The following is a 25368-nucleotide window of genomic DNA, read 5'->3' as shown; positions in this document are numbered from 1 at the left end:
GGCCCGCCGACTGCGGCCCTCCCTTATGGCGCCCGACCTGCGGTCGGGCGCCATAAGGGAGGGAAAATCCACTGAGCAGGTATGAGGTCACCCTTGAGCACAGGGTGACCGCTTTCAAAGAGCGCCATCAATGAGGCGTCACGTCGTCGGCTTGTCTGCGGGGTTCTTCGGGCGCTTGTTGGGGCGGCAGCTGGGGCCGCTCATGATTACCTGGTGGCTGGCGTTGGTCAGCCGGTCCAAGAGTGACTCCGCGACGACAGGGTTGAGGAAGAGTGGATACCAGTCGCTGGGTGCCTTGTTGCTGGTGATGATCAAGGATCGGCCTTGTCGCTCGGAGACCAGTTCGTAGAGGTCACCAGCCTGGGAGGCAGATGGCTGGCGCATGGCGAAGTCGTCGAGGACGAGCAGGCCGGGGCAGATAAGTTCGCGGATGCGCTTGTCCCAGATGCGGTCCGCGTGACCACCGGCGAACTCGGCCAGGATGCGGCTGGTCTTGGCGCAGGGGACGCTGGCGCCCTGGCGGACGGCCTGGTGGCCGAGGGCCTCGACGGCGACGTGGTCGGCAGTGTCTACGGAGGGTGCGTGGAGGGTGCCGTGTGCGAGCTGTGCCAGCAGGTGCTGGAAGACGGCGATCCCCTCTACACGGGCCCGGTTCGGCTACTCCGACGACGACGCCTTCGCCGTCGGCCTCACCTGCGGCGGCGAGATCGATGTCCTGGTACAACGTGTCGAGCCAGCCACCCAGCCCTGTCTCGCTGCCGCCCTCGGCCCGGTCGTACATGGTCGTCCCGCCGCTGTGGCCCAGATCGTGGACGGCCCCGGGCGACCTCGGCGGCGGTACTCTCCACCTCGCCGACGACGGCATCACGTACGACGGATCCCTGGGCGGCGAACGCGAGGACCGGGCGGTGACGGCGCAGGCCCGCGCACTGCTGCGGGCCGGACGTACCGACTGTATCGAGGCCGGCGGGGACGCCGACGCCTGCCCCGAACGGCTCTCCGCACTCGTCCACACCCACGCGTCCCGCCCCCGCCTGCTGATCTTCGGCGCCGTCGACTTCGCCGCCGCCCTGACTGAGCCAGGCCGGACGCTTCCTCGGCTACCACGTCACCGTCTGCGACGCCCGTCCCGTCTTCGCCACCCTCACCCGTTTCCCGTACGCCGACGAGATCGTCGTCGACTGGCCGCACCGCTACCTGGAACGCACCGAGGTCGACGCCCGTACCGCCGTCTGCGTCCTCACCCACGACGCCAGGTTCGACATCCCCTGCTACGCCTGACCCTGGTCCTCCCCGTGGGGTACATCGGCGCCTTGGGCGCCCGCCGCACTCACGACCACCGCATGAACGCGCTGCACGCTGCCGGCGTACCCGACGACCGACTCGCCCGCCTGCACTCCCCCACCGGACTCGGGGTGTCAGGAGTCGGTCAGGTGTTGGGCGAAGAACGCCTCGATCCGGCGCCAGGCGTCGGCGGCGGACTCCGGCTCGGGCCCGATACCCGAGATCCGGGTGAGCGGACGCAGCCAGCGCGGGGCGTTCTCGGCGTCGTTGAGGAAGGAGTGCCCGGCGGCGGGGTACTCCTTCACGTCGTGCGGTACGCCGTTCCGCATCAGGGTGGCTTCCAACTGGGCCGCGGTTCCTTTGACCATGCGGTCACGGCCGCCGTAGCTGGCCACCACCGGGCAGGACTCGGCGAGGTCACTCTCAGCGTTCTTGGGCAGGAGACCGTAATTGACCGAGGCTGCGTCGAAGGTACCCCGACCCGCGGCGACCAGGGCGAAGCTGCCGCCCATGCAGAAACCGATGATGCCGACGCGTCCGGTGCAGTCGGGGTGATCGGCCAGGGTCCGCCGTGCTGCTTCCAGGTCGGCGCAGGCGCGGCCGCGGCCGGATGTCGCGGCGCGCATCGTCGGCACCAGGCAGCGGCGGATGCCGCCGTCAGCGAACAGGTCCGGCATCCAGGTCAGGTAGCCGGCCTTGGCGAGTCGTTCGGTCTGCCGCAGCATGACGTCGTCCACCCCCAGTGCCTCGTGGACGACGATGACGCCGGGCCAGGGACCGACGCCCTCGGGACGGGCGAGATGGCCGGACAGCCGACGGGAACCACCGAGAGAGGTACTGAGTTCGGTGAGGTCGACCGAGGTGGGGTTGGGCATCGGGTTCTCCGGGTGAGGGAAGCGGGCAGGGGGAGCATCTCGGGGCTGTGACCAGGCGTGACACCAACGTCCGGGCTCCGGCCCGCTGCCGGCGGGCGGGCAGCCACGCGAACCACGAGCCCCGGAGCCCCGGAGCCCCGGAGCCCTTGGACGGCAGCCAAGAGATGTCGCGCCAGCACACTGAGTCGGACGGGCAGGGACTTCCTGAGCGCTTTCCCACCTCGGTGCGAGGTGCCGAGAGTGCGTCCGAGACGTCGTTTGGAGGCCCGGCCTCCCTCTTCGGCCTCGGCACCTTCTGGTGGTTGCGGGGCCTCGGTATGAGCAGGGCCACCGCGGCGGCGATCGGCGTGCCTGCGGCAGCGACGGTGAAGGACACGGCGTAGGCGTGAGTGGTAGGTTGCGGGCCGGCAGCGCCTGCGCTGCCGGCCAGGACGCCGGCGATGACCTGGGTGCCGAGCGAGGCACCGATCCTGCGCACCAGGACGTTGACGCCGGTGGCCTCCCCCGTCCTCTCGGGCTCGACCGAGTCGACGATGAGGTCCGGCATCTCGGCGAACGACATACCGATGCCGCAGCATCACCGGGGACCCCTTCTCGGCGCTGCGCGAATGGAAGACTGGACAGATGCGTCACGATCCCGGCGGACTCCTGTTCATAGCGCTCGGTCTCGCACTTGTCGCCGCCGGCTTCGTCTGGCGGGGACGTGTCCTGCGCCCCCTCTCGGTGAAACGGGCCCAGGCGGCCGTAATCCGGGAGCGCTCCAGAAACCTGCTGCGTTCTGCGGACATGGCGATCGCCGAAGCGCGCCGCCGGGCCGCACGCGGCGAACCTGCCATCGTCACGGTCAAGGACGTGACCAGGGTGGCGTGTCAGCACTACGGCTACCGCTTCGTGGAGCGCGAAGAAGCAGCTGCCGCCCTCCGCCAACGCTACGAGGCCGCCGACTGCCGGGTGGACTGTATGACAGACGCTTTCAGCTGACTGCCTTCTCGGCGAGTGCTGGATGCCAGGGGCACCAAAGCCGTCACCTGATCGGTGGGCACACTGAAAAGGCTCAGTGACAGATTCAGGCCTTCTGCCGCGCACCTTCCGCGAAGGCGCCGCCCAGTCCGATACTCACGCTCTTGGTGCGCAGGAACTCCTCGAAGCCCTGACGTCCGCCCTCCTTGCCGACGCCGCTGGTGCGCCAACCGCCCAACACCGTTCGGCAGCTGCTGGGCGACGACGAGGCCGTGCGGCGCTGGTTCGGCGCCGGAATGCTCGACAAGTGGTCGCCGTGCTGGGTCTGGCCGACATCGACGAGCCGTGGGCGCACGTCCTCACCGCTCGATGACCCGATACTGGCAACTCGGCGCCGACGGCCCCGAGTCTTCCTCGTAGGCCAACTCGGCCGATGGGACCCGGCTTCTTCAGCCGCGCGGGCAAGCTCCGTCCCGGTCAGCCTCCTCCGGGGGGCGTCGGGGCGGCGGCCGCGGCGGCCTCCGCCGCGGCCCGGTCCTGCTCGGCCAGCAGGTTCATGACCCGGAGTCACGAGCTCCTCCCCCTCCCCCTCGGCCTGGACCTCCTGTAACCACTTGGCCAACTGCGCAGCGAGCGTGTCCAGTTCACTCCGGCGAGCCGTGGTCCGCTCCAGCTCCGCATCCCCGCCCTCCCACGCTCTCCCGGCGTAACGGCCCGGCCCCAGATCGTCAGAGCGGCACAGCTGACGCCGCAGCACAAACCGAGGACGGCTCCGAACGACATGTCAGACGATGCGCAGGGGCACCCTGGTGTGTCTGGCCCCTGCGCACGGCGGACCTTCCCTGGTCACCCGGCAGGGCCCAGCCCAACTCGTCGGTATGACTGCCTGGCCGTGGCCTGCCGAACCCCATCCAGTGACCGTTATGGACTCAGCCGCCGCTCTTGCGTCGGAACGACCGCTGGCTCGCAGCCGGGCCGTGCGCGCCACGGACCTTTGACGCGTCGGAGTTCGCGGCGCTGTCGGCGGCGGCCGCCTGCATACCGCGCTTGCGTGCCAGGGCCTCCCGAAACTTGCGCTTCAGCTCGTCCTGGCCGTCATCGTCGGGCGAGACGACGGGGCTCTCGGCGTCAGCCGACTCCGAACCTTCTTGTGATGGAGACTCTGCAGTCATGGTGACCTCCTGGGTTCGGGCAGTGCAAAAGCACAGCTTGTCATGCCAGGCGCCGTATGAGGCACCCGCGGCCGGTATCGGCCAGCGGCCGTTGCTCGTAGCTGTCACGCAGGCCGTGGCCGCGGGCAGCTGGGGCGGGCACAGCCTGACCGGCTCCGTCACGCGCAGCAGGAGGGCACGGATGCCTGGCGTGGCGAAGAATTCCTGTACTCGCTGGATACGAGCCGGGCGATGCAGGCGGGCGCGGCCCGCAGGAGCACGATGCTGTCGACGGCAGGGCTCGTTGGGTCCTTGGCTGCCTTCACCCGCGACAGGTCCGCATGGGAGAGGTCCGCGTCGGCAGCGAAAGCGCGGCAACGGCTGTCCGCCGTCATCCCTTCGAGGCTTGCGGCCGGCGAAGCCGGATGTGTGGCCCGACGTGCTGGGGCCGGGCGGCCATCCGGCCCGGCCCCCCTGCCGGCCCGGATATCACGTCGTACGGCGGCCACCACGTGGTGATGTCCTTCGCGGAGCTGCGGACGTCGCCCGGGGCGCACAGCGCGAGAGAGGCCAGTCACCCCAGTACCTCGCGCAGCAGCCGCGCGTTCTTCACCACCTGGCTCGATCCGGTGCGCCCCGCGGCCGTGGTGACCTCGGGTATCTCGCCCTTCGCTGCGCAGCGGGAGGCGCAGTCGACTCCGAGGGCGAGCAGTGCTCCGGCGCCCCGGACCACGGGGTCACGCAGCAGGTGGGGCAGGACGGTTTCGAGCACGGACCAGACGGTGGCGTAGGCGCCCGTGTCGGCCGCCGTCCGCAGGGAGCCGGTCACCCGGTTCGCCTCGATCGACCTACCGCGCAGCATCACGGCCAGCTGCCGTCCCAGCAGGCCGGTGTCCAGCTGCCCGCGCGCGGCGAGCACGAGCAGCGCGTCCACCGCCGCGTCGCGTTCGCGCTGCTGGTCGTAGGTGAGGGTGTGCGCCAGTGCCAGGTGCAGCGCGAATCCCGCCGGGCCGCCGGACTCCGCGGCGAACGGCAGGGCGTGGGCCCAGCCCCGCTGGGAGACTCGGTAGCCGAAGTAGTCGCGGGCCATCACGAGTTCGCGGTGGTGCGGCAACTGAGCCAGCCAGAAGGGGGCCATCGGGTGGTGGAGGACCTCCTCGTGCGGCCCGGTCAGGGTCGCGGCGGCCGGGAACAACGCAGGGCCGGGGGCCGGCTCGGGGGAAAGCTGGCGCAGCCACTCGGTCGGGTGCGTGCGCGCGTGGGCGTCGGGCCAGCCTGCCGGCCTGGAGTCCCGGTGCGGCAGGCCGCCCCCGCGCAGCCACCGTGCCAGGCGCTGCCCGGCGTCGGAGCCGAGCTGCCCGGCCGCTGCCAGCACCTTCTCGTCGGCGGTCGGGGTGACGCGCAGCAGCGCCTGGGCCAGGTCGGCCGGCGCTGGCGTGGTGCCGAGCCCGTCGAGGACCGCGAGCCGCTGCACGAGTACGGCGGCCTCCAGCGCACCCGTGGCATCGGTCGGCACGGACAGCAGGAACGGCTGTGCATCGGTTGCGATGATGTCGATCGCCTCGGCCAGGCGGGCCCGCAGCAGCTCCCCCGCCGGGGAGGGGGCGTGGCACTTGAGGCGGGCGGTGAAGTCGTCCTTCCTCGGCTCGTCGCCCCGCAGCGCCCTGGCCACGTCGTACACGTCGCACTGGGTGACGTCGAGGACCGCACGGGGTTCCTTGCGCATGACCGGTTTCAGCGCCCGGGCCAACGCCTCCCGGTCGAGGCGGGCGTGGCGGACCAGCCCGTCCAGGACACGCTCGAACGCCACCACGTCCTGGTCGTTCGCGACGACCGCCGCGAGTTCCTCGGCGACCTCGGCGGCCGTCTCGACGGGGCCCGGCACCGGGCGAGGGTCGGGCACGGCGGGCAACACGTCGGCGTACTGGCCGGTCAGCCGGTCCGGTTCGTCGGTGAGCCGGTCCGGTTCGTCGGTGAGCCGGTCCGGTTCGTTGGTGAGCCGGTCCGGCGCGCTGCCGAAGAGTTCGGCGGCGCGGGCTGCGAGAGCGGGGCTGATCCGTGCGGCGGCCGTGCGCAGCTCCGGCAGTACGGAATTGCCCGCGGGCCTGAGGTGCCGGGCGATCACATCAAGGGCCCGCTCCTGCAGGGCGACGTCCCGGTGGCCGAGGACCGTCGCCGCGTCGAGAACGGTCCGGGCGGCGCGTGCGGGGTCCGTACGGGCCGCGCGGTCGAGCCGGGTGAGCTGGGAGCGGACCAGCTTCTTCTCCGGTCGCAGCAGGACCCGCCCGCACGCCTCGGTGAATACCTCGGGCTCCAGGAGTCCGGCCTCGTCCAGGCCGATCAGGACCTCCTGAGCGTAGGAGGCCACCGGCGACGACAGGTCGAGCAGCGCCACATGGTCCCGCAGGACGAGCGCGTGCTCGGCCGGGGTGAGGGCGAGGGCCCGCAGGTACGCCAGCGGCGGAGCGGTCTCGGCGCGTGTGCCGTCCTGGAGCAGCCGGGCGAGCAACGGCTCGGCCAGCGCGACGCGTTCGCGAGTCAGAACGGTGTGTTCCGCCGGGGTGAGGGCGAGTTCCGTCAGCATGGCCGCGGCGTTCCATCCCCACGTGCCGGTGGTGGCCAGGTCGGTGAAGACGCGCCGGATCAGCGCGGCACGCTCGACCAGGCCCTCCTCGGCGAGGCTGATGAGGGCGCCCAGCGCGGTGTCTTCCCTCATGTACGACCGGCCCTCGGTGGTGAGCAGGCTGTGGAACGATTCCGCGCCGAGGTACACACCCGGCTGCTCCAGCGCCAGCGCCAGGAGCGTCGGCGACAGGTCGTCCGCGCGCAGCCGCTCCAGGAGGGTGGCGCCTGGCCGGGGACCGCCGCGCAGGTGTGGGGGATGCTCCCACGTGCTGTGGCGCCAGCGCAGCCAGCTGTCGATGAACCCGTCGGTGGCCGGGACGGGGCAGCCGGTGTCGTGGACGAGATGTTCGACGAGGTCGGACCTGACCGTCACCCCGGGCGTCGACCGGCCGGCGAGCTGGGCGGCCAGCTCGGCCCGCCAGGCCACGGGGTGACGGTTGACGACGTCGAGCATCCAGGCGCCGCACGCGAAGAACGACATCGCGCCGTTCTCGGTCCGCAGGATCCAGTCGGCCGCGGCCACCGGGGTGCTCCGGCAGCCGAGTTCGGCGGCGAGCTGGGCGTCCCTCTCCTGCGCAGGGATGCGGTACCAGCCGTCCCGCAGCGGCGCACGCCGGGCCTCCAGGGACTCGGCCTGTGCCGCCCGCTCGTCCGGTGTCAGGGCGGCGAGTTCCCGCAGCACTGCGCCGACGTCACCGGCTTCCGCGAGGTGGACCAGTGTCATCGAGCCGTCTCCGATCGTGCCGCAGCAGCCGCTGTCCCTGCGACGTCCGTCGTGACGTCCATTTGCGCGTGGGCCGCCGTGGCGCGCACCATGCCCACCGCGAGCACGTGCTTGCACGGGCCGCGCCCGCCCCGGTACGTCGCCCACCACAAACAGGTGCAGCTCAGGCGACCGGACGCGTCGGCGCGGACCACATGCGCGTCGTCGCCCATGCCGACCCGGGCCAGCGGCCCCTCCAGCCGCACCGCCCCGTCCGCGACCAGCGCCCGCGCGCCCCGCAGCCGGGGGTTGAGCGTCTCGGCGGCGCCGACGCGGTAGGGCAGATGGCGGTGGAAGTGCGCCTCCTCGGCGAGGTCGTAGCCGATCTGGCCGGACATCCCCAGCACGGTCAGCCCGGCGCGCACCCGGCCGGCCGGCACACCGGTCTGCGCCGACAGATCGGTGACATCGATCCTCGGCTCCCAGGCCAGCAGCCCGGCAACCCGCTCCGCATCCGCCACCGCCCGCCCGGTAGCCAGGTCGTTGAGCACTGCGCCCTCGCCGGAAAAGCCGCGCGAGGCACGCGGGGAGAGCACCAACGTCAGCCGCATGCCCGGCAGCTGGACCTCCCAGGCGACGGCGGCGGCCCCGTCCCCGGCGGCCGGCGCGGCCGGGGCGTACACCCGTACGGCCGTCGCATGCCGCAGGACCGTCCCAAGGGGCAGCAGCCGCTCGGGCCCGGGCAGGCACACGGCCCCCGGCACCGGCCGGGTCGTGGGGCGCAGGGTACGGCCCGCGGGCACCACCCAGCGGTTCGCACCGGCGTCTGGCCGCCGGCTGGGCCGGGGCAGCGCCCGCAGCACGGCGGCCGCCTCCACCGCGGGGACCTCGGCCCGCAGAGCGAAGCCCGCCGCGAGCACCTGGGCCTCGGCGAAACCGCGCAGCCAGCGCTGCGGCAGCGGGACCTTCCTCTCCACGAACTCGCCGTCGACGGTCCTGACCGCCAACTCCCCCGGCCCCACGGCCAGATGGAGCGGGTCGAGCCCGCCCAGCCCGGCCAGCGCCCGCCGCAGGGGCAGATTGACGTCCACGTTCGTGGTGCCGTGCCCGACGCCGTCACCGTCGTCGCCGTCGAAGCCGGGCGCCAGGACGTCGAGCCGGGCATAGACTCCACAGCAGCCGGAGAAGGACTCAAACCGCAGCCGGTCCCCGCCGGCCGTCACCACCGGATCGAGCCAGGCCCTCCCGCCCGGCCGGTAGTAGCGGGCGGCAGCCACGTCGGCGACCACGAGCAGCGCCGTCGCCGCGGCGGCCGGCGTGGTCAAAAACCCGCTGAACAACCGAGGGTTCGCCACCTCTCCGGCCGGGGTGACACCACCGGACGTCTCCAGCGCGAGGGCGCGTCCGGCTGCGGAACCGCGCAGAGCCGAGGGGCGTAAGTACGCATAGGTGTGCATGAGTTGAGACACGCCCACACGCTACGACGCAGCACCGACACCCGGTCGAGATGACGCGGCGGCGGCCGTGGACGGTGCTGTTCTCCGGCGTGTCCGAGCAGAGGCGGCCGGTCCTGGACGAGGGCCTGCGCAACCTCACGTCGAGGCGACCTCGCGACCGGCGAGGTGCACGGCGTAGGGCTGGCCAACGTCCAGACCGTGCCGTCCGGGCAGAGCCCTCTGAACGCCCTGTGCAAGGACGACCGGCCCGATCCGTTCGTACAGGCGCCACTGGAGATGTTTCCCGACAAGGGCGCGGGCACTGCTGGCACTGCCCGGTGCCACCGACGAGCCGGCCGTCCAGGTCAATGCGACGTGTCTAGCACCGCTTCACGAGCCGCCTACGGCCCTCGACACTTAGAACCTCCGTTTATCTCGAACACGCGCCCCGGTGGGGGGTCTGGTGCACTGAGCCCTCTGCTCGCAGTGGCTTCGCAGAGGTTCTACGGAGGGCTTTCGGGTGCTCCACACGCCGCCGGGCCCGCGGCGAGGTCCTCCCGTGTCCCAGAGGCCCTCGGGCTCGTGCAGCACCAGCGGGCCTTCGGCGCCGTACGACCCGGCCCCATCAAGCGGCGACAAGCTCACTGCCATACCCGGAGCCCTCGGGCTCAGCGATCCTACGAATGACCGGGGTTGGCCCGCGCCAAAACGGTAGGACAAGCTTGGGTCATGGCAGATATTTGCAGTCGACCCGCGCGCCGGTTTCGGGGTTGTAGCGGGCCCACTTCATCTTGAGCATGGTCTCGCGGCCGTACTCGCCGTCAACCCTCGCGCCGATCCTGTCCTGAACGTCCTCCAGAGCATCTTCGGTGGCCCCCCCGAAGCTGCTGTCAAGTACGAGACTCTTGCCGTAGCAGCTGTTCATGTTCTTCTGCAGGGCTCTGACCCCGGGGCCGGTGTTCCCGTACTGCAGGTAGCAGTTGGACGTGAAGGGCGAGACGCGGACCGGCAACACCCACTTCATGCCCTGCGAGTCTGTATTTGTGTGGGCTCCGTTGCACACCCCGTCTGCTGCGTGGGCTGGGGCAGCGGTGATCACTCCTCCCAGCAGGGCCGCCATCATGGCCCCTGTCGCGAAAAGTGCCTTGCTTCTACCTGTCTTGCGCATGCCTATTGGTTCCTTTCAACATGGAGTCTGATCTATGCGTGTCCACGCCTGCTGAACAGCTACCTTTTCTGACCTCGCCCACGAACCTTAGGGTCGTCGTGGGCTGCGGACTTTGTCGTCCGTGCAGAGAACTTTGTCAGTCGTGCCCCGTCTCAAGTTGACGCCGCATCAGGCGAGGGTCCCGGCCCGGTCGCTGAGCGTGCCGGTCGTTTGACCCGCAAGGAACAGCCGCCGAACACACCGGAATACCGGCAAGACGGTGGTCGAGACCGCCTCTGGTTTGCGGTCTCGACCTCGGTGAGCTCGACTGCCGCTACCGCTGAACCACGACAAGCCGCGAAGGGGGAACCCCGGCCGTCCGGTAACCAGAATTGCCACACCACCGCGAAGAGCGGATTCTGTGTGCTGCGAGCACTCCCCTGGCGTTTATACGAGATCAGCAGAGGTTCAACGATGGGTTCTCAGGGGCACATTCGGGTGGGGCACTCGTCGTCCTCTCGAAGTCGGACGACGGCAGGCGCGACACCTGTTGTGCGCGCCTGCCGCATTGCGGCCTTTCAGTCCTTCGGTGCGACGCGGATACGGTTCCCGTCAGGATCGGCTGCGAGGAAGGTCAGCCCGAACCCCGCATCATAAGGCTCGCGCAGGATCGTGACCCCCTTGGACTTCCACTGCTCAAAGATCGCGTTGAGCTCGTCGGGTCGTCCACCGCCGATGGCCAGGCAAACCTCACTGGTGCGCGGGACGTCCGGTGACAGACCGTCGAACTGGCCGGACCACAGACCGAGGTCAGCGCCCGGCCCGAGGTCGAAGGTGATGTATCCCGGAGTCTCGAACGAGGGGCTCATGCCGAGGAGATCGCCGTAGAAACGAGCCGCGGCGGGAGCGTCGTTCACGTAGACGATGGACACGACGGATGTGGTCATGGTTCTTCCTTCTCGCAGGTAGTAGGTACGCGTCCACCAGCCTGAGCGGAATATGCGCCGCATCGTGTCGCAATTCCTGAGAAAATTTGGTGCGTGACCCCAGACCGCTTCTTCGCCCTGATGCTGCTCCTCGAATCCAGGGATGCCGTGACCACACAGGAACTCGCCTCGGCGCTCGGGGTGTCCCTTCGAACCATCACCCGAGACCTGAACTGGCTCCGTGATGCCGGTCTGCCGGTGACCGCACACCGGGGCCGCCTCGGCGGCGTGACCATGCTGCCCAGGTCCGGGCTTGACCTCACGCGACTCACACCGGCCGAGCGTGATCATCTGTCGCTCACTGGGCTGGACGAGAAGCAACGTGCGGAGCTCAACGCATCGGCCGAAAGCCGGCGCGCGCTCTCCAAGATCACCGCTGCACAGCCACGTCGAGTTCATGAGCTCCTGCCGCTCACCGACGTAGTGCACGTGGACAGCCGTCCCTGGCATCAGGCACGAGCTTCCCGCACGACTCCGGCTTCGCTGATCGGCGCAGTGCGGCGAAGTCGCCGGCTACGGATCGAGTACGACAGCCCACGCGAGCCATGCCCACGCAACCTGGTCGTGGATCCCTACGGGCTGTTCGCCAAGGCCGGCATCTGGTACCTCGTCGCCGACTGCGCCCGAGTGCCACGGATGTACCGACTCGAACGGATCACGACGTGGAACGAAGTCGACCAACCACGACGGACCCGCGAGAACCAGACCCTCGCCACCGTCGCTGCGGCGCTCATCGAGCAGTGGGAACACAACCACGCGATAGAGGTCAGCGCCACCATCGACCAGACCCAGATCGAACGAGCACAACGGATCTTCGGCCTACGACTCGTCCGGGACAACCATGAAGAATCCACCACCGGTCACAAGGTGACAATCCGCTTCCTGCATCTGGAGGACGTGCGAGCACTACTGCCGTTCGGCAGCGCCATCACCGTCCACGGCCCCACCGAAGCCAGGGCTCACCTCCGCGACCTCGCCACCGATCTTGCCCACCACTATGCGCCGTCGCCAACGTCCTGACCCACAAGAACTAGCCGTCAGCACGTGTCGGACGGAAGACGGGCATCTCCCGAAGTCTCCCCAACGGATGGGGCGGGCCCGGTCAGAAGCTGTACGTGGTGCTGGACCACTTCTCCCCGCACAAGCACGCCAAAGTCCGCGCCTGGGCTGCCGACAACGACGTCGAGTTGGTCTTCCTGCCCACCTACGGCTCCTGGCTGAACTGGATCGAATCGGAGTTCGCGGCCCTGCGCTACTTCGCCCTCAACGGCACCGACCACCGCAGCCACGACGAGCAGAACGCCGCCACCGCCTCCTACGTCCGCCGGCGCAACGCCCGAGCCAAGCCGAAGACGAACTTCGCGCCGGACTCACCGATCCGCGCCTGGACCGACTACCCCGCCAGGGCCGTCTGACGCACTTCTACGATCTTCGCATGAGTGACACGAACCCGGCAGACGAACAACTTCAGACCGCTCGACTGTCGTTGCGGCGTCCGACCGAAGCCGACATCGACGCGATCTTCGCGATCCACCGTGACCCCGAAACCTGCCTGCACAACCCCTCCGACGCGCTCACACGGCTCGACGAGGCCGGGGAGCTGTATCGCCGCTGGAACGACCAGTGGCAGCGGTGCGGGTACGGGTACTGGGTCGTCCGACGCCACGGCTCCGCCTTGCAACTAGGATTCTGCGGGATCAAGCCCATGGAACTGCACGGCATGAAAGTCCTCAACCTCTTCTACCGCTTCGCCACCTCGGCCTGGGGCCAAGGCTTCGCCGGCGAGGCCGCAGCGACGGTCACTACATGGGCATCCCGCCGCGTTCCCGACCTCCCACTGATCGCCCGCGTCCGGCCGGCCAACATCGCCTCGCAGCACGTGGCGGTGCGCGCTGGCCTGACCCGAGCAGAGCACCTCGACGAAACCGGATACGACGGCCTCGACTGGATCTATGCAGCAAGGCTGCCGAACTGAGCAGCCCCGGACACGGACAGACCTCACCGAACGCCGTGTCCATGGCCGTTCAACGCTCTGAGATGAGCCGCTCGCAGCCGAGACGGCACGGCGGCCGGGTCTCAAGTCAGCGGCTGGCGCCCGGCCGTGGCAGTTTCAGCTTCAGCGGGCCGCAGCCGAGGCGGGCGGCCTCGGCCTCGACGTAGCGGGGGAAGAGGGTGCGCAGGTCCGCGCTCATCCCGCCGTCGTTGGCCTGTACGAGGAACACCGTCGCGCCCGCCTGGCAACGGACCCGGAAGACGCCGAGGTTGGGGCTGAGACCGCCGTAACCGACGGCCGAGTCCACCCGGTCGCCCTCGTGCAGCGTCATCCTCGTGAAGAGCGCGGCCAGCCGCGGGTCCTCGACGGTCATCAGGCGCTGCTTCGGCTGCGAGCCGGTGAAGTCCCGGTCGCAGGTGCGCACCGGGCCGTGCCCGTCGGTGATCATGGGGTACTGGTTCGGCTTGCGTTTCTTGCCCAGGGTCAGCCCCTTGATGCCGCAGAGCGCGTCCGGCTTCTCCGTGCGGGTGTAGCGGGCGGCCTTCGGCAGGTCTTCGACCGGATCGGCGATCGTGCCGACGCAGCCCAGGTCCGCGCTGACCTTGTTGACGAGCTGCACGACCGTGCGGGCCATCCAGTCCCGCTCCTCGGTACGCGGCTCCCTGTCGCTGGTCCAGGTGCCCTGCGCGATGTCCACGACGGTCGGCCCGTCGAATTTGTCGGGACGGCCCAGACAGCCGTCCGGGATGGCAAGCCAGGCGCGGTTGTCCGAGGCCATGCCCAACAGGCCGCCGCCGAGCGGGGTGAGACGGGCGGAGAGGAACTCATCAGCCCACTGGCCGTCGTCGCCAGTCCAGTCGCCCAGCCGGTGCACCCGGGCGGTGAACGCCCACTCGTCGCCGTCGCTGTTCGTCAACTGGCAACTGCCGGTGGGGCCGTCCATGGAGCGCCGGCCGTACAGCACGGGCGCATCGACCGCTTTGACGTCCTGCGGCTTGCGGAACATCGGAGCGAGGTCATCGCGGGCCAGCGCGCCCCAGCACACCTCCTCCGGCGCAAACGGCCCGGCCTGCGTCTGCCAGGCCATCCCGCCGACACCGAGCAGCACCCCGGCCAGACCTGCGGCCAGCAGCGGCCGGATGCGGCCGCGCAGCAGTCTGCGCCAGTGCCACCGGCGCAGGCGCCGCTCACTGAGCAGTTCCCGGTCAGCGGGCAAAGGCTGCTCGTACCGGTTCGGCCCGTCCCCAGTGGTGCTCATCGGCTCATCCGCAGTGCTGCTCACCGGGCGGCTCCCTCGGGGGCGATGGGGGCGCAGCCCAGGCGGGCGGCGGCCGCGTTGGCGAAGACGGCGAGGTGGCCGGGGTCGCTGGAGGCGCCCATCAGGAAGGTGACGGGGCGGCCGGCGCAGTCGGCCCGCACGATCGCGTGCTTCTCGCCGATGGTGCCCGTGCCGCGCCAGCCGCGGGCCGCGGGGCGTTCGCCCGCGATGCCGTCGAACACCGCGGCCAGCCGGGGCTTGGCGACCATCGCCAGCTCCAGGTACGGCACGCCGTTGCTATCCCCGCGGACGCTGCATGTCTGCAGGTCGGCGGTGAACGCGCCGGTCCGGTCCGCGACGTCCTCCACATCGAGGCGCAGGCCGCGGATGCCGCAGACGTCGTCCGAGGTACGGAAGACGCGCTCCGGCTCGCCCGGCAGGTCGTAGACGGGCGAGCTGACCCTCAGCGGCTCGTCCGGCGCACAACCGGCCGCCGCCATCCCGCGGTTGGCCGCCGCCACAAGCAGCTCCGCCGCCTGCCGGGCACCGCCCAGATCGGCCGGATCGTCCTGGGTGTAGGAGGGGCCGCTGGAATACGTGCCGGACGCCTGCAGGGTGACCACGGTCGGCCGGCCGTCCCGCGTATCGCAGGATTCCGGGAGCACCAGCAGGCCACCGCGCCCGTTCACCATGCCTGGCAGACCGTCCGGGAGCGGGGCCATGTCACCGCCCAGGAAACCGTCATGGACCATCGCGAGCCTGGCCTGCACGGCCTTGGGGACCGGGCCGAACTCGACGGACACCTGCTGGCCGATGGAGACGCTGTCGCCGTCGTAACTGCTCGTGTAGTCGCCGGCGATGGCGACCTCGCATCTGCCGGCCGGACGCTCGCGGGTGGGCGCCGTCTCGGTGCCGGTGCGTGTCCCGTCCTCATCGTCGCCGAAGGCCTCGTCGCCGAGGAAGTCCGGGCCGCTGTCCTGCTCCCATGCGCCCCAGCAGTAGCGGTCCTTCGGCCACGGCCAGGTGTCTGCCGCCCACGTACCGAGTCCGGTACCCGCAAGCACGAGCACCAGCGCGCCAACCAGCAGCAACCGTCCGCGCCTGCTGCGCGGCAGCGCCCGCCGCAGCCGGCCGGGCGCCGCGGTCGCCTCGTCTGTCCCACTCACCCCGTGATCCCCTCCGGCGCAGGAGCCTATCTGCCCACACCAGCCAGGAGCAGCCCACCCCAGCCCATGGGGGGCTTGGTGTTCAGCCGGCGGCCGCCCGCACCCGCCCTGGGCGTCAGATCCACGGCCCCCGGACCGGCTTGCGCATCACGCGGTCCGTGCGCATCCGCTCCAGGATCTCCACCGGCAGCCCCTCCAGCGATGGGCCATACGCGGGACGCCGCCGCACCGGACACCGCACCGAAGACGATCAGAATGCCGCGGTCACCCTGTCGCCACCACCCCAGACCAAGGAAGTTCCCGGCGACGCGACGGACCCGGGCCGCGGCGGCCCCGGCGACATCCTCGGCCTGCTCCAGCCGCAGCGCGACCGGGATCGGGCTCCACCAGGCACAGCCCAACTCCGCGCGACGGCAAACGAGCAGGGCCGACCGGACAGGCACTGGTCCGAGGACCAGTGCCTGTCCGCCGCAGGCCGGCGCGCCCGGCCGGGAGCCCGTGGGTGACCTTCAGTCCCCCGAACACCCCGACCAGCGCATCCGACGCGGCTTGCGCCTCATCCAGTACCGCAGTCACCTCATAGACGGCTGCCTCGCCGAGACCGGCCGGACCATCGGACCCGCCTGATCAGCGACACGACACCACGAGTTCAGCCTCAAGCAGAGGAGTTCGAGAGGCCGATGGAGAAGCAGCCGACCGAAGTCCCTGCGGCCCGAGGGCCCCTCAGGCCGCCATCAGCGCTGCCAGGGCGCGGTCCATGGCGGCGTTGAACTCTTCCGGCGTCAGCGGCAGACGGGACTTGACGTCCCGGCTCCACTGGTCGGCCAGGACCTCGGCGGAGCCCGCCTCGACACCGTCGAGCGCCGCGTCGGCCAGGTCCGACGGCGCCATCTTGTCCACGGGCCAGCCCGCCGCCATGTCGGTGTCGGCCATGCCGAGGTGTACCGCTGTGACGAGCGTGCCCTGCTCGGCGAGCTCCAGGCGGACACCGTTGGTCATGGCCCAGGCGGCGGCCTTGGTCAGGTGGTAGGCATTGGCGCCCTCGCCCCCGAACCACGACATGGCGGAGAGGACGTTGACGATCGCGCCCCCGCCGTTCCTGGCGAGCGTCGGCGCGAACTCCCGGATCATTCCCAGGTGGCCGAACATGTTGGTCTCCAGCTCGTGCCGCACCGCGTCCAGCGACCCGGTCACCAGGTCGGTCCCCGTACTGATGCCCGCGTTGTTGATGAGCAGCGAAACATCCGGGGCAGCCTCGGCGGCGGCCCTCACGGATGCGGGATCGGCGATGTCGAGGGGCAGCACCTCGACCCCGGGCAGGTCCACGGTCTCCGGTCGGCGGGCCGTCGCGTAGACCTTGTGGGCGCCCCGTTCGAGCAGACGTTGGGCGAAGGCGCGGCCCAGGCCGCGGTTGGCTCCGGTGACAAGGGCGACGGAGTTGTTGATATCCATGGCCAGTACGCTAAAACCTGACGCTAGCGTCAGAGGCAAGTGCCGGTCGTCAGAGCCAGGGGTGAGGGGAATCGCCATGACTGTCACAGCGGCCGCGGCCGAGCAGTTGATCCGCATCGGCGAGGTGGCGCGAGGTGCCGGCGTCTCCGTGCGCGCCGTGCGCTACTACGAGCAGCAAGGGCTGCTCATCGCGGAGCGCAGCCCGTCCGGCCAGCGCCTGTACCGGCAGGACGCCATCCCCCTGATCCGCTTCTTCCAGCAGATGTTCGCCGCCGGCCTCACCAGCCGAAGGATCGCCGAACTCCTGCCGTGCTGGGACGCCGGGCACACCGACGCCGAGCAACGAGCCATGCTGCGAGTCGAGCGCGAGCGCATCCAGGCCCAGATCAACGACCTGCAGGCCACCCTGGACCACCTCGACGAGGTCATCGCGGTCACGGACACGCACCCGTAGGCGCGGTCGACCAGACGTCTCATCAGCGATCCAACCTCGCTGGCTTGGTTGGGGCGATGAGGAGTCGTTGAGGGTGAACTGTTGTCGGGCGGCCGACGCGATTGTCGGCGTTCGGGCGGGGCGGAGACCAGCGCGGTGGTCTGGTTCTCCAGGGTCTTTCTGGTCGTAGGCCGTCAGGGTTTGCCGGTCAGCCGACAGGACGGTGTAGTGCGGCCATGCGAGGGAAGGCCTTGACTCCTGAGTCGCGAACACGCCATCTGACGCCCTGTCGCAGCTTGGGGAGGGGTCCCGATCCCCGCCACTACTATCCGCCCATGCGATGGTTCCGCGGGAGAGACAAGAAGAGTCGACTATCCGGCGAATCGCGGGAGAAAGCAGCTCCCGAGGAGGGTCCGGAACCCGAACCGACGTCGGAAGTGGAGTCCCACCGAATTGAACCACATCCGACGTGTGTGAGTTGCCGACGCTACATCGATCCTGAGGACTTGCGTCCCGATCCGATGGGCGAACGGGGCTTGTGGGACATCGCCGCGAACCTCGGTCTGACGCGGGAGGATCTGGCTGAGCCGATGGCCGATGTCAGCGCCCAGCTCTACGCGCGGCGATGTGATCGCTGCGATTCCTGGATGTGCCATGTGTGCGTGGACAAGGTCACCGGGCATGGCCGACGGCCGGCCAGGCACCAAAGCTGCGGAGGCATCTTCCGACCGAAACAGGTCGGTTGACGGCATCAGGCCCTCTGCTCCGGCTGGAGCCGGCCAAGCCCAGCGCGGCCACATCTGAAGAGGTCGGCGGCGCCACCCACCGCCTGCCCCAGGCCGTTCCGTCCGGACGTGCGTTCACCCTCAGCCCAGTCCGCCCTCGACCTATACGAAGTCGGCGTGCACTGGGCGCTGGGCGACGCCGGCGCCACCCTGGAGGCCGGCAAGAACCTGCGTCCCGACCAGACCGCCCGCGCCCTGTTGGACGCCTGCCGGACCAGTCCCGGCGAGGTCCGCGACCGGCCTGCGATCCGCAGCAGCGTCAGCGAACTGACTGAGCGGCACCCGCATGCCATCGCCTCCAACAAGAGTTTCGGCGGATAGACGAACACGTTCGTGGATCCACGGCTCTGCACGGCCATCGTCGACCGGCTCACCTTCGACGCAGCCATTATCGAGACCGGCGCGGACTCTCACCGTCTCGCCCAGACCAAGGCCCGCGCCGAGCAGGCCCCCACACTCTGACCCCGCGTTCGACAACCATCAGACGAGCGGCTCTCACCGGCTCAGTATCTCAGCGGAACATGTCGGCATTCTCTGCAGCCCACTGCCGGAACGTCCTGCCCGGAGAGCCAGTGATCTGCGAGACCGTGTCACGGACCGCGAGCAGCTCGTCATTGAGGTCTCCGCCTATGACGTCGAGCACCGCATCTGCTGCCTCCTCCCCGAAGACCGCCGCCATTGGGGCGTGAGCCTCCTGCCGACTGATCTCGATGAAGGGCACCTCCCTCCCGACTGCTGTCGTGATGGCCGTGACCTGCTGCCGGGCTGTCACAGGCTCCGGGCCGGTCAGGGCATGGGTCCGCCCCTGGTGTCCGGGCTCGGTCAGTGCGACTCGCGCAACCGACGCGATATCCGCGGGGTGGATCGTGGGCAGACCCGTGTCCGCATACGGTGCGCGGACCGCCTCACGGTTGCGGATCGCCCCCGCCCACATCAGAGCGTTCGAAGCGAACTGCGTCGGCCGCAGGATCGTCCAGTCCATGCCGCTGTCCTTGAGTAGCCGCTCGACTGCCAGGTTCTCGTCGGCCGGGCCCAGGTGCGGATGGGTCTGGACGGTGATGGACGACACCAGTACCACGTGCTCCACACCCGCCCGCCGTGCTGCCGCGAGGATGTCCGAGTCCGGGCCCATACGGGAGAGGAGGAACAGCGAGCGCACCCCGTCCAGGGCGGGCTTCCACGACTCCGGCACCGCGAAGTCCCCCTCAACGGCCTCGACTCCTTCGGGGAACGTCGCCCGTGAGGCGTCACGGGTGAGCCCTCTCAGCGGTCCTGCACCGCATGCATGCAACTCTCTCAGCAGTGCAGTGCCAATGTTGCCGGTGGCTCCGGTCACGAGGATCATGAGCGCGTGCTCCCGTCGTCAGAGATCAACTCCAGGACACGCTAAAAGCTCAATCTCACTTCAGGTCAAGGAGACTCCTGGCCCTTCCCGCTGCCGGACCCCCACGCGGACCGTCCGGCGTTTCGCGCCGGGAACTGTTCTCCAACGATCTAGCTTCCTGGCGTTTCTGGTTAGGTGACGGGCCAGCAGAGCTGCAAGACGAGCGAGGGCGACCATGAGTTCGTGCCGTCAACTGGTCAGGTGAGCGCGGCTCGCGCCCGGTGTCTGCGGACGGCGTCGCGGTTGGCGCAGCGCTGGGAGCAGTAGCGCTGTCGTCCGGTGCGCGAGGTGTCGGCGAAGGCCAGGTCACAGTCGGTCGTCTCGCAGCGCCGCAGCCGGCGCATGCCCCGGCCCGCCAGATGCAATGCGGTACCGACCGCGAACAGCGTGAACAGTACGGAGCCCAGCGGCTGTTCCGCGTCCCGGTAGTGCAGATGCCAACCGGTACCGGCGTGGGAGGTCAGCCGCGGGTAGGCGGCGGCCTCGGCCAGCATCCGGTTCAGCAGATCGGCGCGCTCCTGCTCCCCGGCGGCGTCGACGACCCTCTCCCAGGCGTCGAGCGCGGCCTGGGCTCGGCCGAAATCGTCCGCTGTTACCGGGCGCTCCAGCATGAGCCCGGCGGCGCGGCAGCGGTCTGCCAGCTCATCCAAGCTCTCAGGCCGACGATTGGCCAGCTCCGCGGCCAGGTTCACCGCATTCTCGCCGTAAGGGTTGAGTTGCATAAGACCATTACAACAGTGTGGTCGGCATGACACAACAAACCGCCGGACGCGCCGGATCCCCGGCCCGCGACCCGTGGCGCTATCGCTGGATCGTGCTGGGCATCGCCACCTTCGCCCAAGCCGCGTCCGGCTTCTTCGTAGGCGGCATCGGAGCACTCGGCGTCCACCTTCAGAGCGCCCTGGACCTGAGCACGGCGCAGCTGGGTCTGCTGATCTCGGCGGCCCAACTCGCGCCATTGGCCGGGCTGCTGGTCGCCGGCGAGCTACTGGACCGCTACAGCGAGCGCTGGGTGGTCGGGATCGGGGCCAGCGCGGTCGGATTGTCTCTGGGCGCGGCGAGCCTGGCGCCGGGATACACGGTCCTGCTGGTCGCGCTGTTGGTGGTCGGCGTGGGATACAGCACCGTCCAGCCGGGCGGGAGCAAGTCGGTGGCGTCTTGGTTCGACGCGTCACAGCGCGGCTTCGCCATGGGTATCCGGCAGGCCGGACTGCCGCTGGGGGCGGCGCTCGCCTCGGCCGTACTCCCACTCGTCGCTGAGGAGTTCGGGTGGAGGGCGACACTGCTGACCGGTGGCTTCGTCGCGCTGCTTGGAGCCGGCCTCTTCATGGGCTGCTACCGTCGGCCGCCCACAGCGCCCGCCCCGCAGGACAAGGAGCCGTCGGACCCGCTAGCGGCACAGCTCCGCGCCCGGCTACGCATGCTCCGGGAACCGTCCACAGTGAAGATCATGCTGTCGGGAACCAGCCTGATCTCGGTGCAGTACGGCGTGGGCATCCTGACCGTGCTCCACCTCCACCAGGCGTCGTCGGTCGGCGCCGGGAAAGCGGCCCTGGTCCTGGTGGCCTCCCAGGGTGCGGGCGTTGCGGGCCGGATCTGCCTGGCGGCATGGAGCGACCGGAGCAGGTACGGGCGCTATGCCATCGTGCTGGTCTGCATGGTCGCCGTGATCGCCGGGCTGGCCGTGCTGATGACACCGGCCGGGAGGGCACCGGTCGTCGCTTCCGCCGTCTTCGTCTGGCTCGGCTTCTTCGGCTTCGGCTGGTACGGCCCGTGGGTCGCCTACGTCACCGAAGCAGCCCCACCGGGCAAGACCGGCTTCGCCCTCGGTCTGGCCATGTCCGTCAACCAGATCGCCATCGTCACCGCTCCGCCCGTGCTCGGCCTGCTGGTCGACCTCACCAGCAGCTTCACCCCGGCCTGGGCACTGCTGTCCCTGCTGACCCTCATCGCCCTGGCGGTCACGGCCGCGGCAGAACTCCGCCCCCGCTGACGCGTCCCAGTCCAACGCCCCTGTACTTCGCACTCAGCCCCGAGACGCTCGACGACTTCTCCGCCTGCTTCGAGCTCCCGGCTCCCGACTCCCGACGAGGACGCCCTTGCCATGCACCCAATGGCATCGAAACTGGAGCGCCCGCAGGCCCGCAGCCTGCTCAAGCACGCCCTCGACGGCACCGACGACGGCGTACAGCACGCGGCACAGCCCCTGGCGGCATGCCGCCAGGCCAGGGGCCGGAGCGGCCGCCGGCTCCGGCGGCCTATTCACCACATCCTTCCTCCGGGAAGGAATTTCGAGCCGAGTTCCGCTTCGGCGATGGCCTGGGCGTTCACCTCACGCAGGTCCGCCAGGGTTTCGCCCCGCCACGGCGAGGGAGCATGGAGGATCAGGGCCGCATCGTTTCGCTCTCCTGGGAGCTGTGGTCGAGCCGCGTTTGCCTCGTAGACCACACAACAACCTTCGGCGCCGACTCGTTGGATTCCGAGACAGCAACCATCTGGAAGGAGGACAAGCACACCCAGGGCGATGACCGAGGGCGCTCGCCGAATTGGTGTTCCGTGGTCGGGGCACGTACCGCGTAACGGCAGCCTGCGGGCTCGGCGATCGACCAGCCGCACATCGACGCCGCCATGACGAAACCGTTCCGCTACCCGTCTCGTCTCCTTGTTCGATGCGCCACCGAGAAGAGAGTCACCTCGTGGTGCCATCGAGACCCATGTTGTCCAGGGGAAGGATTTGGAACGGTGTTAGTGAGCCACAGGAAGCGGACCGTCGGCTGGATCGCCGGGGGCGCGCTGGCGGCGACGATCGCGGGTGTCACGGGGTGCTCGAGCGATTCGGACCCTGCCGCGGCCAAGAAGCCGACCGCAAGCAGCCCAGCCGCAACCGACGGAGAGGAGTCGGACGGGGGGAAGAAGAAGGACGGCTCGGCGGCCTCGAAGCCCTCCGCCGGAGACCAGTCCACGGCCGAGGGCGCGGTTGCCGCATGGGTCACCGCGGTCATCAAGGGCCAGCCGAAGGAGGCGTGTCTGCTGATGGGCGAACCGGCCGCCGCTGGCGCGCCCGCGCAGGCGGGCACCCCAGCGAAGTGCAACAGCGACGACCCCGAGGTGAAACAGATGCAGGACAACCTCGGGAAGTTCCGTGAGTCGTTCACGCCCGAGCCGCCCACGGACCATCCGCAGGTGGAAGTCGCCAAGGTCCCGGCCGCCGGTGACAAGGTGACCGTCCCCGCGGACAAGGTCACCGTCGACGGACAGGCCCTCGACAAGATCATCCTGTCCCACTCCACCGGGCTGGAGGCTGGGCAGCTGGACGTCAACGTGGAGTCCAGCAAGATCGAGGACGCCTGGTACGTGACCAATCTCGACTTCAACGTCGGCTGATGCTCCGCTTTCCTCGACGGCGGCATGTCCCCGACCGAGCGGCACTCGCTAGTGCTCTGACCGGGAAGGTTCACCGGGTCGTGGGTAGGGCCGAGTAGGTGGGGCCTCAGTCTGGTCGGGGCGTGTATAGGCCACCGCGAAAACCGTTGGACACGTCCTGGACGCTCCACGACGATTTGCGCTGTGACAGACAAAGCCGAGCTCCGGACCGCAGTCCCCACCAGCCCGAGGTCCGTACGATTTGTTGAGTTATCGAGCACGGCCATGACCGCCTTGCTGAACGACGATCTGACTCAAGCCAGTGCCGAAGCAGGTATCGCTCTCACCGAGTACTTCGTCACGGACACAGCAAAGTGGGTGTGGCAGTACCGGATCAATCAGCTCATCTCGGACCCGGGTTGCGCGGGGTGGCTCACGCAGACTGTGGTAGCCGAGCCGGAAGGTGCCGTCGTGGGGTATGCCGGGTTCCACGGGCCGCCAGATGAGGCAGGCATGGTGGAGCTCGGTTACTCCGTGGCCCCCGCCTACCGCCGTCAGGGCTACGCCAGGGCGATTCTGGCCGAGTTGATACATCGGTCTGTTGCCGAACCCGGAGTCAGGACCGTGCGGGTGACGATCAGTCCTGACAACACCGCATCCCTGGCCACGATATCCGGGTTCGGCTTTGTGGAGGTCGGAGAGCAATGGGATGAGGAAGACGGCCTCGAAACCATATTTGAAGTCCCTGTCTGATCAAGCCGCTGCCGGAAGGGGTCGGCCGCCCCAGCGGATGCCTTTCTCGCTACGGACGCGGGCACGTTCCTTGCGCTCGGCGGCCAGGACGTCGCGGTGGCGGGCATTGGCGTTACGCCACCACAGGTACGCGTGCAGGGCCCGGGTCTGCACTGGGTGGTTGAGGTGATGGGAGTTGGCGATGGTGAACTGCCTCAGCGGTCCGAAGTGCGCCTCGATCGGGTTCGCCCACGAGGCGTAGGTCGGGGTAAAGCACAACTCGACCTTGCTCTTCTTCGCCCAGCGGCGGATGTCGGCGCCCTTGTGGGCGGACAGATTGTCCATGATCACGTAGATCGGGGCGCCGTCAGGCCGGGCGGCGCGGATCGACTTCAGCGCGACCAGCGTGTTCGCGGCACCTTTCCTGCGGCGGTTGACGCCCCACAGGCGGTCGTCGCCGACCGAGTAGCATCCGTGAAAGTACCGGACGCCGTGGGTGCGGTGGTAGGTGGCGGGCAGCCGGTCGGGGTGACCCTGCTTGGCCCAGCCCGAGCCTGCGGTGGGCCGGATTCCGAGCGGGCCGAACTCGTCGAACGCGAAGACCCGGTCCGGGAAACGGTCCAGCACCTCCACGATCCGGTCCAGCTTCGGCTCGCGTTCCGGGTCGGGGGACTCCTTCCATGTCTTGGTGCGCTGGAAGGTGACGCCACGGCGGGCGAGCAGGCAACGTAATGCCTCGCGGCCGATCCGGATGACTCGGCCGTGGACTTTCCGCAGGTAGGCGACGAGTTTGCGCAGCGACCAACAGGTGAAGGGATGGCCGAGCTTCGCAGGGCGGGTGGTAGCCGTCTGGATGACGAAGTCCTCGTCGTCAGGCTTGAGAAGGCGGGGACGGCCTCCCGCCCACTGAGGGTCCAGGCAGGCCAGGCCGATCTCGTTGAAGCGGTGGATCACGTCCCGGACGGTGTCCTCGTCGGCCTGCACCAGTTGTGCGATCACCGGCACGCGGTTCCCGCCGGCCGAGGCCAGCAGCATCATCGCGCGCCGATAGCGCACAGAACTCGTGCTGCCCCGACGCACGATCTGCTGCAGCCGCTGCCCCTCCTGGTCAGTCAGTCTTCGCACACGGACAGGCTCAGCCACCGCACCTCCAGCGGTCGGATCGAACGTCACCGCACATCCAACCGCCACGACCACCAACCCGGCGAACCTTCCCGGTCACAGCACTAGCGTGATGTACGTGCTGCGAACCGGTGGCGCCCGGCGCAACATCCCCGCCGAGATGGTGGGCTGCTCCGGCGTAACGAGCCCGACCAGTGGTACCAGGACTGCGTCCGATACAACGGGCGCAACAGAGACGCTCTCATCCCCCAAGAATGGATTGATGAGCACGCCGGATAGCGGGTGATGGGCTGACACCCGGCCGGCGTAGCCGATGTCGGCGTCCGCGTAGGGCTGGCAAGCGAGGATGCCGGGGCGGGCCAGCCCTTCATCGGCGACGGTGACGAAGTCGGCGCCGACGCGGACGTGCATCTCCGCGACGGGGGCGCCCCATCCCCGAAGCAACCGCACCCGCTCATACCAACCATCCCAGGACAAGCAGACTTGAATGACGAGAATGGGTTGAATAGGTGT

22 protein-coding genes and 4 pseudogenes are annotated in these 25368 nt (G+C 69.5%); 11 read left to right on the top strand and 15 right to left on the bottom strand.

Features of this window, described 5'->3' with window-relative positions:
• Positions 1 to 138: 138 nt before the first annotated feature.
• Positions 139 to 558, bottom strand: a pseudogene (locus SLINC_RS47010) (ATP-binding protein); the annotation flags it as partial.
• Between SLINC_RS47010 and SLINC_RS48930 the strand changes: the two are divergent.
• Positions 532 to 1412 (top strand): annotated as a pseudogene (locus SLINC_RS48930) (XdhC family protein); the annotation flags it as partial. The pseudogenes SLINC_RS47010 and SLINC_RS48930 overlap by 27 nt on opposite strands.
• A 6-nt stretch (positions 1413 to 1418) precedes the next feature.
• Here SLINC_RS48930 and SLINC_RS48925 read toward each other — a convergent pair.
• Positions 1419 to 2159: a dienelactone hydrolase family protein gene (locus tag SLINC_RS48925; protein WP_067444596.1), complete on the bottom strand. Its 741-nt coding sequence runs from the start codon at positions 2157 to 2159 to the stop codon at positions 1419 to 1421.
• Positions 2160 to 2783: 624 nt separating this feature from the next.
• Between SLINC_RS48925 and SLINC_RS45155 the strand changes: the two genes are divergently transcribed.
• Positions 2784 to 3140 carry a hypothetical protein gene (locus SLINC_RS45155; protein ID WP_067444589.1) on the top strand — a complete coding sequence of 119 codons (357 nt, stop codon included), beginning with the start codon at positions 2784 to 2786 and terminating at the stop codon, positions 3138 to 3140.
• An 85-nt stretch (positions 3141 to 3225) separates the two neighbouring features.
• Here SLINC_RS45155 and SLINC_RS48335 read toward each other — a convergent pair whose 3' ends face one another.
• From SLINC_RS48335 to SLINC_RS45125, 6 genes are all read right to left on the bottom strand, one after another.
• Positions 3226 to 3474 carry a hypothetical protein gene (locus tag SLINC_RS48335; protein ID WP_067444586.1) on the bottom strand — a complete coding sequence of 83 codons (249 nt, stop codon included), beginning with the start codon at positions 3472 to 3474 and terminating at the stop codon, positions 3226 to 3228.
• Between the two features lie 574 nt (positions 3475 to 4048).
• Entirely contained in the window at positions 4049 to 4291 is a 243-nt protein-coding gene (locus tag SLINC_RS45145) for a DUF5302 domain-containing protein (protein ID WP_067444583.1), read from the bottom strand.
• A gap of 553 nt (positions 4292 to 4844) precedes the next feature.
• Entirely contained in the window at positions 4845 to 7619 is a 2775-nt protein-coding gene (locus SLINC_RS45140; protein ID WP_067444580.1) for a DUF6493 family protein, read from the bottom strand.
• Positions 7616 to 9055: an SWIM zinc finger family protein gene (locus SLINC_RS45135; protein WP_107406775.1), complete on the bottom strand. Its 1440-nt coding sequence runs from the start codon at positions 9053 to 9055 to the stop codon at positions 7616 to 7618. The genes SLINC_RS45140 and SLINC_RS45135 overlap by 4 nt, the downstream gene beginning before the upstream one ends.
• A 706-nt stretch (positions 9056 to 9761) precedes the next feature.
• The gene (locus SLINC_RS45130) at positions 9762 to 10202 is read right to left on the bottom strand and encodes a peptidoglycan-binding domain-containing protein (protein WP_079165050.1); all 441 of its coding nucleotides are present in this window, start codon (positions 10200 to 10202) and stop codon (positions 9762 to 9764) included.
• A 557-nt stretch (positions 10203 to 10759) separates the two neighbouring features.
• On the bottom strand, positions 10760 to 11128 hold the full coding sequence (locus tag SLINC_RS45125) for a VOC family protein (RefSeq protein WP_067444573.1): 369 nt from the start codon (positions 11126 to 11128) through the stop codon (positions 10760 to 10762).
• A 93-nt stretch (positions 11129 to 11221) separates the two neighbouring features.
• Between SLINC_RS45125 and SLINC_RS45120 the strand changes: the two genes are divergently transcribed.
• The 3 genes from SLINC_RS45120 (at position 11222) to SLINC_RS45110 (ending at position 13142) form a co-directional block, all read left to right on the top strand.
• Positions 11222 to 12187 carry a helix-turn-helix transcriptional regulator gene (locus SLINC_RS45120; protein ID WP_067444570.1) on the top strand — a complete coding sequence of 322 codons (966 nt, stop codon included), beginning with the start codon at positions 11222 to 11224 and terminating at the stop codon, positions 12185 to 12187.
• 95 nt (positions 12188 to 12282) lie between these two features.
• Positions 12283 to 12582, top strand: coding sequence for a transposase (locus tag SLINC_RS45115; RefSeq protein ID WP_067444566.1), 300 nt, complete (start codon positions 12283 to 12285; stop codon positions 12580 to 12582).
• 20 nt (positions 12583 to 12602) lie between these two features.
• Complete coding sequence (locus tag SLINC_RS45110) at positions 12603 to 13142, top strand: GNAT family N-acetyltransferase (RefSeq protein WP_067444563.1); 540 nt, start codon at positions 12603 to 12605, stop codon at positions 13140 to 13142.
• A gap of 106 nt (positions 13143 to 13248) precedes the next feature.
• Here the strand turns inward: SLINC_RS45110 and SLINC_RS45105 are convergent, their stop codons facing one another.
• Positions 13249 to 14418 carry a hypothetical protein gene (locus tag SLINC_RS45105; RefSeq protein WP_067444560.1) on the bottom strand — a complete coding sequence of 390 codons (1170 nt, stop codon included), beginning with the start codon at positions 14416 to 14418 and terminating at the stop codon, positions 13249 to 13251.
• A 20-nt stretch (positions 14419 to 14438) separates the two neighbouring features.
• Positions 14439 to 15584, bottom strand: coding sequence for a hypothetical protein (locus tag SLINC_RS45100; RefSeq protein WP_237282049.1), 1146 nt, complete (start codon positions 15582 to 15584; stop codon positions 14439 to 14441).
• A gap of 519 nt (positions 15585 to 16103) precedes the next feature.
• On the opposite strand from SLINC_RS45100, the pseudogene SLINC_RS46995 reads away from it, so the two are divergent.
• Positions 16104 to 16211: pseudogene (locus SLINC_RS46995) on the top strand (transposase); the annotation flags it as partial.
• A gap of 96 nt (positions 16212 to 16307) precedes the next feature.
• Here SLINC_RS46995 and SLINC_RS45095 read toward each other — a convergent pair.
• Positions 16308 to 17036, bottom strand: coding sequence for an SDR family oxidoreductase (locus tag SLINC_RS45095; protein WP_067444557.1), 729 nt, complete (start codon positions 17034 to 17036; stop codon positions 16308 to 16310).
• Between the two features lie 76 nt (positions 17037 to 17112).
• Between SLINC_RS45095 and SLINC_RS45090 the strand changes: the two genes are divergently transcribed.
• Both SLINC_RS45090 and SLINC_RS49880 read left to right on the top strand, forming a co-directional pair.
• Entirely contained in the window at positions 17113 to 17490 is a 378-nt protein-coding gene (locus tag SLINC_RS45090) for a MerR family transcriptional regulator (RefSeq protein WP_067444554.1), read from the top strand.
• 1046 nt (positions 17491 to 18536) lie between these two features.
• Positions 18537 to 18716, top strand: a pseudogene (locus tag SLINC_RS49880) (ATP-binding protein); the annotation flags it as partial.
• Positions 18717 to 18765: 49 nt separating this feature from the next.
• On the opposite strand, the gene SLINC_RS45080 reads toward SLINC_RS49880, so the two are convergent.
• Both SLINC_RS45080 and SLINC_RS45075 read right to left on the bottom strand, forming a co-directional pair.
• A complete protein-coding gene (locus tag SLINC_RS45080) occupies positions 18766 to 19599 on the bottom strand; it encodes an NAD(P)H-binding protein (protein WP_067444548.1) in 834 nt (277 codons plus the stop codon).
• Between the two features lie 236 nt (positions 19600 to 19835).
• Complete coding sequence (locus tag SLINC_RS45075; RefSeq protein WP_067444546.1) at positions 19836 to 20360, bottom strand: CGNR zinc finger domain-containing protein; 525 nt, start codon at positions 20358 to 20360, stop codon at positions 19836 to 19838.
• Positions 20361 to 20386: 26 nt separating this feature from the next.
• On the opposite strand from SLINC_RS45075, the gene SLINC_RS45070 reads away from it, so the two are divergent.
• From SLINC_RS45070 to SLINC_RS45055, 3 genes are all read left to right on the top strand, one after another.
• On the top strand, positions 20387 to 21631 hold the full coding sequence (locus SLINC_RS45070) for an MFS transporter (protein WP_067446580.1): 1245 nt from the start codon (positions 20387 to 20389) through the stop codon (positions 21629 to 21631).
• A gap of 755 nt (positions 21632 to 22386) precedes the next feature.
• Complete coding sequence (locus SLINC_RS45060) at positions 22387 to 23022, top strand: hypothetical protein (protein WP_237282048.1); 636 nt, start codon at positions 22387 to 22389, stop codon at positions 23020 to 23022.
• 264 nt (positions 23023 to 23286) lie between these two features.
• Entirely contained in the window at positions 23287 to 23754 is a 468-nt protein-coding gene (locus tag SLINC_RS45055) for a GNAT family N-acetyltransferase (protein WP_067444538.1), read from the top strand.
• Here the strand turns inward: SLINC_RS45055 and SLINC_RS45050 are convergent, their stop codons facing one another.
• Entirely contained in the window at positions 23755 to 24876 is a 1122-nt protein-coding gene (locus tag SLINC_RS45050) for an IS630 family transposase (protein WP_335743789.1), read from the bottom strand.
• Between the two features lie 75 nt (positions 24877 to 24951).
• Positions 24952 to 25266: a hypothetical protein gene (locus SLINC_RS45045; RefSeq protein WP_159425429.1), complete on the bottom strand. Its 315-nt coding sequence runs from the start codon at positions 25264 to 25266 to the stop codon at positions 24952 to 24954.
• Positions 25267 to 25368 lie beyond the last annotated feature (102 nt).

The sequence above is a fragment of the Streptomyces lincolnensis genome (assembly GCF_001685355.1).
GTDB classification, from domain to species: Bacteria; Actinomycetota; Actinomycetes; order Streptomycetales; family Streptomycetaceae; genus Streptomyces; species Streptomyces lincolnensis.
This window is presented reverse-complemented; position numbering and strand designations above follow the sequence as displayed.